The 6,866-nt window shown below is 64.1% G+C and carries 7 protein-coding genes, 1 tRNA gene and 1 pseudogene; all 9 read left to right on the top strand.

Annotation, left to right across the window (positions count from 1 at the left end):
* A partial coding sequence (locus IT472_RS05465) for an EF-Tu/IF-2/RF-3 family GTPase (RefSeq protein WP_297179540.1) occupies positions 1–506 on the top strand: 506 nt, incomplete at its 5' end.
* A gap of 333 nt (positions 507–839) precedes the next feature.
* Positions 840–915, top strand: a tRNA-Trp gene (locus IT472_RS05460).
* 42 nt (positions 916–957) lie between these two features.
* Positions 958–1,335, top strand: a complete 378-nt coding sequence (gene secE / locus IT472_RS05455) for a preprotein translocase subunit SecE (RefSeq protein ID WP_297179537.1) — start codon at positions 958–960, stop codon at positions 1,333–1,335.
* Positions 1,336–1,346: 11 nt separating this feature from the next.
* Complete coding sequence (nusG, locus tag IT472_RS05450) at positions 1,347–1,922, top strand: transcription termination/antitermination protein NusG (RefSeq protein ID WP_297179534.1); 576 nt, start codon at positions 1,347–1,349, stop codon at positions 1,920–1,922.
* 204 nt (positions 1,923–2,126) lie between these two features.
* On the top strand, positions 2,127–2,555 hold the full coding sequence (gene rplK / locus IT472_RS05445) for a 50S ribosomal protein L11 (RefSeq protein ID WP_297172228.1): 429 nt from the start codon (positions 2,127–2,129) through the stop codon (positions 2,553–2,555).
* A 4-nt stretch (positions 2,556–2,559) separates the two neighbouring features.
* The gene (gene rplA, locus IT472_RS05440) at positions 2,560–3,258 is read left to right on the top strand and encodes a 50S ribosomal protein L1 (protein ID WP_297179532.1); all 699 of its coding nucleotides are present in this window, start codon (positions 2,560–2,562) and stop codon (positions 3,256–3,258) included.
* 454 nt (positions 3,259–3,712) lie between these two features.
* Complete coding sequence (rplJ, locus tag IT472_RS05435) at positions 3,713–4,246, top strand: 50S ribosomal protein L10 (RefSeq protein ID WP_297179529.1); 534 nt, start codon at positions 3,713–3,715, stop codon at positions 4,244–4,246.
* Positions 4,247–4,307: 61 nt separating this feature from the next.
* Positions 4,308–4,676, top strand: a complete 369-nt coding sequence (gene rplL, locus IT472_RS05430) for a 50S ribosomal protein L7/L12 (protein ID WP_297179527.1) — start codon at positions 4,308–4,310, stop codon at positions 4,674–4,676.
* A 463-nt stretch (positions 4,677–5,139) separates the two neighbouring features.
* A pseudogene (gene rpoB / locus IT472_RS05425) lies at positions 5,140–6,866 on the top strand (DNA-directed RNA polymerase subunit beta); the annotation flags it as partial.

Raw genomic sequence — 6,866 nt, 5'->3', positions numbered from 1 at the left:
TGGTGACGGGGCGCATCGAGCGCGGCGTGATCAAGGTGGGCGAGGAAGTGGAAATCGTCGGCATCCGTCCGACCCAGAAGACCACGGTGACCGGCGTGGAGATGTTCCGCAAGCTGCTGGACCAGGGTCAGGCGGGTGACAACGCGGGCCTGCTGCTGCGCGGCACCAAGCGTGACGACGTGGAGCGTGGCCAGGTGCTGTCGAAGCCGGGCACGATCACCCCGCACACCGAGTTCGAGTCGGAAGTGTACGTGCTGAGCAAGGACGAAGGCGGCCGCCACACGCCGTTCTTCAAGGGCTACCGCCCGCAGTTCTACTTCCGCACCACCGACATCACCGGCGCGGTGCAGCTGCCGGAAGGCGTGGAGATGGTGATGCCGGGCGACAACATCAAGATGTCCGTCACCCTGATCCACCCGGTGGCGATGGACGAAGGCCTGCGCTTTGCGATCCGCGAAGGCGGCCGCACGGTGGGCGCCGGCGTGGTGGCAAAGATCGTCAAGTGACGCAACCCGCCCGTGCGCGCTAGGCGCGCACGGTTGCGGTTGCGTCATCCCCGAGTGCTCCAATCGGGGATCCAGGGAGGTTCAGAGCGAAAGCGAACGTCCATGGGTTCCCGCCTACGCGGGAACGACGAGCTGGAGCAAAACCCGCTGGTTGCCACGGCAGCGGTTGGGTCATCCCCGAGTGCTTCATTCGGGGATCCAGTGGTCGGGCCTCGGCATGCCGAAGCCCGGCCATACCAGCAATACCCGGCTCCGATTCGCCGCAAGTCGAGTTGGAGCAAGGCCAGGCGGCGCAAGCCGCCGTTGCCTTTTCGGGAACAATGCAAATTTCATACGCCAGTAGCTCAATTGGCAGAGCAGCGGTCTCCAAAACCGCAGGTTGGGGGTTCGAGTCCCTCCTGGCGTGCCAACCGGGATCGGCGTCTTCTGGCGCCGCCCAGAGATTCCAGCCTTGACCAGCAAAGCGCTGCCCAATCCGTCCAAGAGTCCCTTGGACATCGTCAAATACGTCATCGCCCTGCTGCTGGTCGCAGCGGGGATCGTTGCCTATTACCTGTTCTCGGACTGGCCCGCTGGCGTGCGCCTGATGGTGGTTGCCGCAGGCATGGCCGCTGCAGGTTCGGTGTTCTGGTTTACCGCCAAGGGCGTGCAGACCAGGGAGTTCCTTGCCGAATCACGGTTCGAGCTGCGCAAGGTGGTGTGGCCGACGCGGCAGGAAACCAACCGCATGATGCTGGTGGTGATCATCGCCGTGGTGGTGTTCAGCCTGATGATGGCGGCGTTCGACCTCGTCATCCAGTCCGGCGTGAAATGGCTGCTCGGCAGCTGATGGAGTCCGTAGTGAGCAATACCGAAGAACTCAAGCGCTGGTACGTCGTCCACGCCTATTCAGGCTTCGAGAAGTCGGTGGCGCAAGCGCTGCGTGACCGCATCGTGCGCATGGGCATGCAGGACCGCTTCGGCGAAGTCCTCGTCCCCACCGAGGAAGTGGTGGAAATGCGCTCCGGCCAGAAACGCCGTTCCGAGCGCAAGTTCTTCCCCGGCTACGTGCTGGTGCAGATCGTGACCCATGTCGAAGACGGCATCCCGCGCATGGACAGCGAGTCCTGGCATCTGGTCAAGGAAACCCCGAAGGTGATGGGGTTCATCGGCGGCACCGCCGATCGCCCGCTGCCGATCCGCGACCAAGAGGCCGATGTGATCCTGCAGCGCGTGCAGGACGGCGTTGCCAAGCCCAAGCCCAGGGTGCTGTTCGAGCCCGGCCAGATGGTGCGCGTGGTCGACGGGCCGTTCAACGACTTCAATGGCGTGGTCGAAGAGATCAACTACGACAAGAGCAAGCTGCGCGTGGCCGTGCTCATCTTCGGCCGTTCCACGCCGGTGGAACTGGACTTCGGTCAGGTCGAAAAGGCCTGATTCGGGCCGGCAGGACGGTTGTCCGGAAACCTGCTACAATACGCGGCTCACCATTTCAAGCGCCGTTCGCAGCGCGATCGGCGCTTCGGGGTGGTTGCAATTCGGGCGGATGCGCGATGCCGGGACGCGTGGCGCTTGCAATGTCGATGATCCCGGTCCGATGGGGAGCCTGCAGCCCAGGCGTTTGCACCCGGAGACAAGACGATGGCAAAGAAAGTTGTTGGCTACATCAAGCTGCAGGTGAAGGCCGGTCAGGCCAACCCCTCGCCGCCAGTCGGTCCTGCGCTGGGTCAGCGCGGCCTGAACATCATGGAGTTCTGCAAGGCGTTCAACGCAGCGACCTCCAAGCTCGAGCCGGGTCTGCCGACCCCGGTCATCATCACCGCCTATTCCGACCGTACCTTCACCTTCGTCACCAAGAGCACGCCGGCTACGGTGCTGCTGAAGAAGGCGGCGGGCGTCACCTCCGGCTCCAAGCGCCCGAACACCGAGAAGGTGGGCAAGGTGACGCGTGCGCAGCTGGAAGACATCGCCAAGGCGAAGGAAGCCGACCTGACTGCGGCCGACCTGGACGCGGCGGTGCGGACGATCGCGGGCTCGGCCCGTTCCATGGGTCTGACGGTGGAGGGCTGAGACAATGGCACTGAACAAGCGACAGAAGGCGATCCTCGCCGCCACCGTTCCGGGCAAGGCATATGCCATCGATGAAGCCCTGACGATCCTCAAGAGCACCAGCAAGGCCAAGTTCGTCGAAGCGATCGACGTGGCCGTGCGTCTTGGCGTGGACGCCAAGAAGTCCGACCAGCAGGTGCGCGGTTCCACCGTGCTGCCGGCCGGGACCGGCAAGTCGGTGCGGGTGGCGGTGTTCTGCCCGGCCGGCGCCAAGGCTGACGAAGCGCTGGCCGCAGGTGCCGACGTGGTCGGCATGGACGATCTGGCCGAGCGCATGCTCGGCGGCGAGCTGAATTACGACGTGGTGATTGCCACCCCGGACGCGATGCGCGTGGTCGGCAAGCTCGGCCAGGTGCTGGGCCCGCGCGGCCTGATGCCGAACCCGAAGGTCGGCACGGTGTCGCCGGATGCCGCTGGCGCCGTGCGCAATGCCAAGGCGGGCCAGGTGCGCTACCGCACCGACAAGGCCGGCATCATCCATTGCACCATCGGCAAGGCCAACTTCGAGAATGATGCGCTGAAGGGCAACCTGCAGGCGCTGCTGGCGGACCTGGTCAAGGCCAAGCCGGCGACCTCGAAGGGAACCTACCTGCAGAAGATCTCGCTCAGCTCGACCATGGGTCCCGGCGTGACCGTGGATCAGTCCAGCCTGAGCCTGAAGTGACGTGACGGCGCGCCTGCGTATTGCGCAGGCGCCTTCGCCGGAACGTCATCCCCGCGCAAGCGGGGATCCAGCCTTCAAGTTGTATTGAAGGCTGGAGGAAGCAACAACAAACGCCGGGTTCCTGTTTGCGTGGGAATGGCGGCAGAAAAATTTGAAGGCCCTGCATCAATCGATCGATGCGGAAGCCGTCAAAGACCGCAGGTGCGGTCTGCGCGTGGCAACGACGGGCAAGGATGCTCGCATGGCATGGATTCGCCGTTGCCGAAGGCGGGATCGCTTAATCCGTACCTCTCGGGGTCGGGCCTGCGCAGATGGTGTCGCCCTTCTGGAATGTTTGAAAAGACAGATCTGGATGGCCACCGAGGGGTGCGCATGCATCCCCGATGTCACGGATGACATCGCCAAGGGCCGTTTGCGGCAGGAGCCGCGGGCGGAATTCAACCAAGGAGTAAACATGGCTCTCAATCTGTCCCAGAAAAAGGACGTTGTCGCCGAAGTGGCCGAAGTGGCTGCCAAGGCGCACTCCCTGATCGCGGCCGAGTATGCCGGCACCACGGTTTCGCAGATGACCGCGATGCGCAAGAAGGCCCGCGAGACGGGCGTGTTCTTGAAAGTCGTCAAGAACACGCTGGCCGCGCGCGCCGTCACCGGCACCGAGTACGAAGTGGCAAAAGACTCGATGGTGGGTCCGCTGCTGTACGCGTTCTCGACCGAGGAGCCCGGCGCTGCCGGTCGCCTGATCAAGGAGTTCGCCAAGGGCAACGACAAGTTGCAGCCCAAGCTCGTCGTCGTCGGTGGCCAGCAGTATCCGGCAACCCACGTCGAAGTGCTGGCCTCGCTGCCGACCCGTGAGCAGGCGCTCGCGATGCTGGCACGCGTGCTGGCCGAGCCGGCGGCGATGTTCGCCCGTGCGGTCAAGGCCGTGGCCGACAAGCAGGGCGGCGGCGAAGCCGAAGCCCCGGTCGAGGCCCAGGCCGAACCGGCCTGAGCAATCCGCGAACCCGACAACGTTTTCCCATTCAACGCAACATCTCCAGAGGTAAATGCAAATGTCCCTGAGCAATGAGCAGATCGTCGACGCCGTCGCTGGCATGTCGCTGATGGAAGTGATGGACCTGGTGAAGGCCATCGAAGAGAAGTTCGGCGTCTCCGCCGCCGCCCCGGTGATGGCCGCTGGCCCGGCCGTGGCCGCCGCCGCCGTCGAAGAGCAGACCGAGTTCAGCGTCATCCTGAAGAACGCCGGCAGCAAGACCGTGGAAGTCATCAAGGCCGTCCGCGCCATCACCGGCCTGGGCTTGAAGGAAGCCAAGGACCTCACCGTCGCCGGTGGCCCGGTGAAGGAAGGCGTGTCGAAGGACGACGCCGAGAAGATGAAGAAGGACCTCGAAGCCGCTGGCGCGACCGTCGAAGTCAAGTGACGCACTGGCGCGTGCGCGCGTAAGCGCGCACGCCTTTGCCAGTGCGTCATCCCCGCGCAAGCGGGGATCCATTGGCGAGGTTGCCCATGTGTCATCCCCGCCACGGCGGGGTTCCAATTTCCTGGAATTGGCTGATCGAATTGGTCGTGAACAAGCTTCAATCCACCGGAGTCCCGCACGCAGCGGAATGACGGTGCAAAACCAAGGCTGGGGGCGAAAGCCCTCGGCCTTTGGCCGTTGTTGAATGACCGGGATTTGGGATTCGGGATTGGGGATTCGCAAGCGTGGGCTGCACCTGCTTTGTCGAATCCCGAATCCCGAATCCCCAATCCCGCCCCCAGAGTTGACAGTCGAAAGTAGCGGGAGAGGGCGTGCTGGTGCCGGCAATACCAGCGACTTTCCACTGTCGATTTTCGCTTAACGCAGGCCGCATGCGGCCCAACACAGACGAGGCGTCCGCTCCATGTCCACCGCCAAGCATTACTCCTTCACCGAAAAGAAGCGCATCCGCAAGGATTTCGGCAAGCGTCGCTCGATCCTGGAAGTGCCCTTCCTGCTGGCCATCCAGGTCGATTCCTACCGCGAATTCCTGCAGGAAACCATCGAGCCTGCCAAGCGCGAGGACAAGGGCCTGCACGCCGCGTTGAAGTCGGTGTTCCCGATCGTGAGCTACAGCGGCAATGCCGCGCTGGAATATGTGGGTTACAAGCTCGGCGAGCCGGCCTTCGACGAGCGCGAGTGCCGCACCCGCGGCCTGTCCTACGGCGCGCCGCTGCGGGTGACGGTGCGCCTGGTGATCTACGATCGCGAGTCCAGCACCAAGGCGATCAAGTACGTCAAGGAACAGGAAGTCTACATGGGCGAAATCCCGCTCATGACCGACAACGGCACCTTCATCGTCAACGGCACCGAGCGCGTCATCGTCTCCCAGTTGCACCGCAGCCCGGGCGTGTTCTTCGACCATGATCGCGGCAAGACCCACAGCTCGGGCAAGCTGCTGTTCTCCGCGCGCGTCATCCCCTATCGCGGCTCCTGGCTCGACTTCGAGTTCGATCCCAAGGACGCCCTGTTCACCCGCATCGACCGCCGCCGCAAGCTGCCGGTGTCGGTGCTGCTGCGCGCGCTGGGCTACTCCAACGAGGAGATGCTCAACGAATTCTTCGACATCAACACCTTCCACATCGAAGCGGAAGGCGTGCAGATGGAATTGGTGCCGGAACGCCTCAAGGGTGAAACCTTGGACTTCGACCTGGCCGACGGCGACAAGATCATCGTCGAAGCCGGCAAGCGTGTCACCGCCCGCCACATCAAGCAGCTTGAGGCCGCCGGCGTCGCCGCTCTCTCGGTGCCGGACGACTACATCCTCGGCCGCATCCTCTCGCACGACATCGTCGATGCCGCCACCGGCGAGTTGCTGGCCAGCGCCAACGACGAAATCAATGTCGATCTGCTCGGCAAGCTGCGCAAGTTCGGGATCGAGACCGTCGGCACCCTGTGGGTGAACGACCTCGATCGTGGCGCCTACCTGTCCAACACCCTGCGCATCGACGCGACCAAGACCCAGATGGACGCGCTGGTCGAAATCTACCGGATGATGCGCCCGGGCGAGCCGCCGACCAAGGATGCGGCCCAGAACCTGTTCCATAACCTGTTCTTCGCCTACGAGCGCTACGACCTGTCCTCGGTTGGCCGGATGAAGTTCAACCGTCGCTTGGGCCGCAAGGAAGTCACCGGCGTGCCGGTGCTGTACGACGCCAAGTACTACGCTTCCCGTAAGGATGATGAGTCGGTGCGGATGCGCACGGAGGCGGGCGACGCTTCGGACGTCCTCGACGTGATCCGCGTGCTGTGCGAAATCCGCAACGGCCGCGGCGTGGTCGACGACATCGACCACCTCGGCAATCGCCGCGTGCGCTCGGTCGGTGAAATGGCCGAAAACACCTTCCGCGTCGGCCTCGTCCGCGTCGAGCGTGCGGTCAAGGAACGCCTGTCGATGGCCGAATCCGAAGGCCTGACCCCGCAGGAATTGATCAACGCCAAGCCGGTGGCTGCGGCGATGAAGGAGTTCTTCGGCTCCTCGCAGCTGTCGCAGTTCATGGACCAGAACAACCCGCTGTCGGAAGTGACCCACAAGCGCCGCGTCTCGGCGCTGGGCCCGGGCGGCCTGACCCGCGAGCGCGCCGGCTTCGA

Source organism: Thermomonas sp. (assembly GCF_020850895.1).
Taxonomy (GTDB): domain Bacteria; phylum Pseudomonadota; class Gammaproteobacteria; order Xanthomonadales; family Xanthomonadaceae; genus Thermomonas.
Note: the sequence above shows the minus strand (reverse complement) of the source record. Positions and strands in the feature narration are given on the sequence as shown.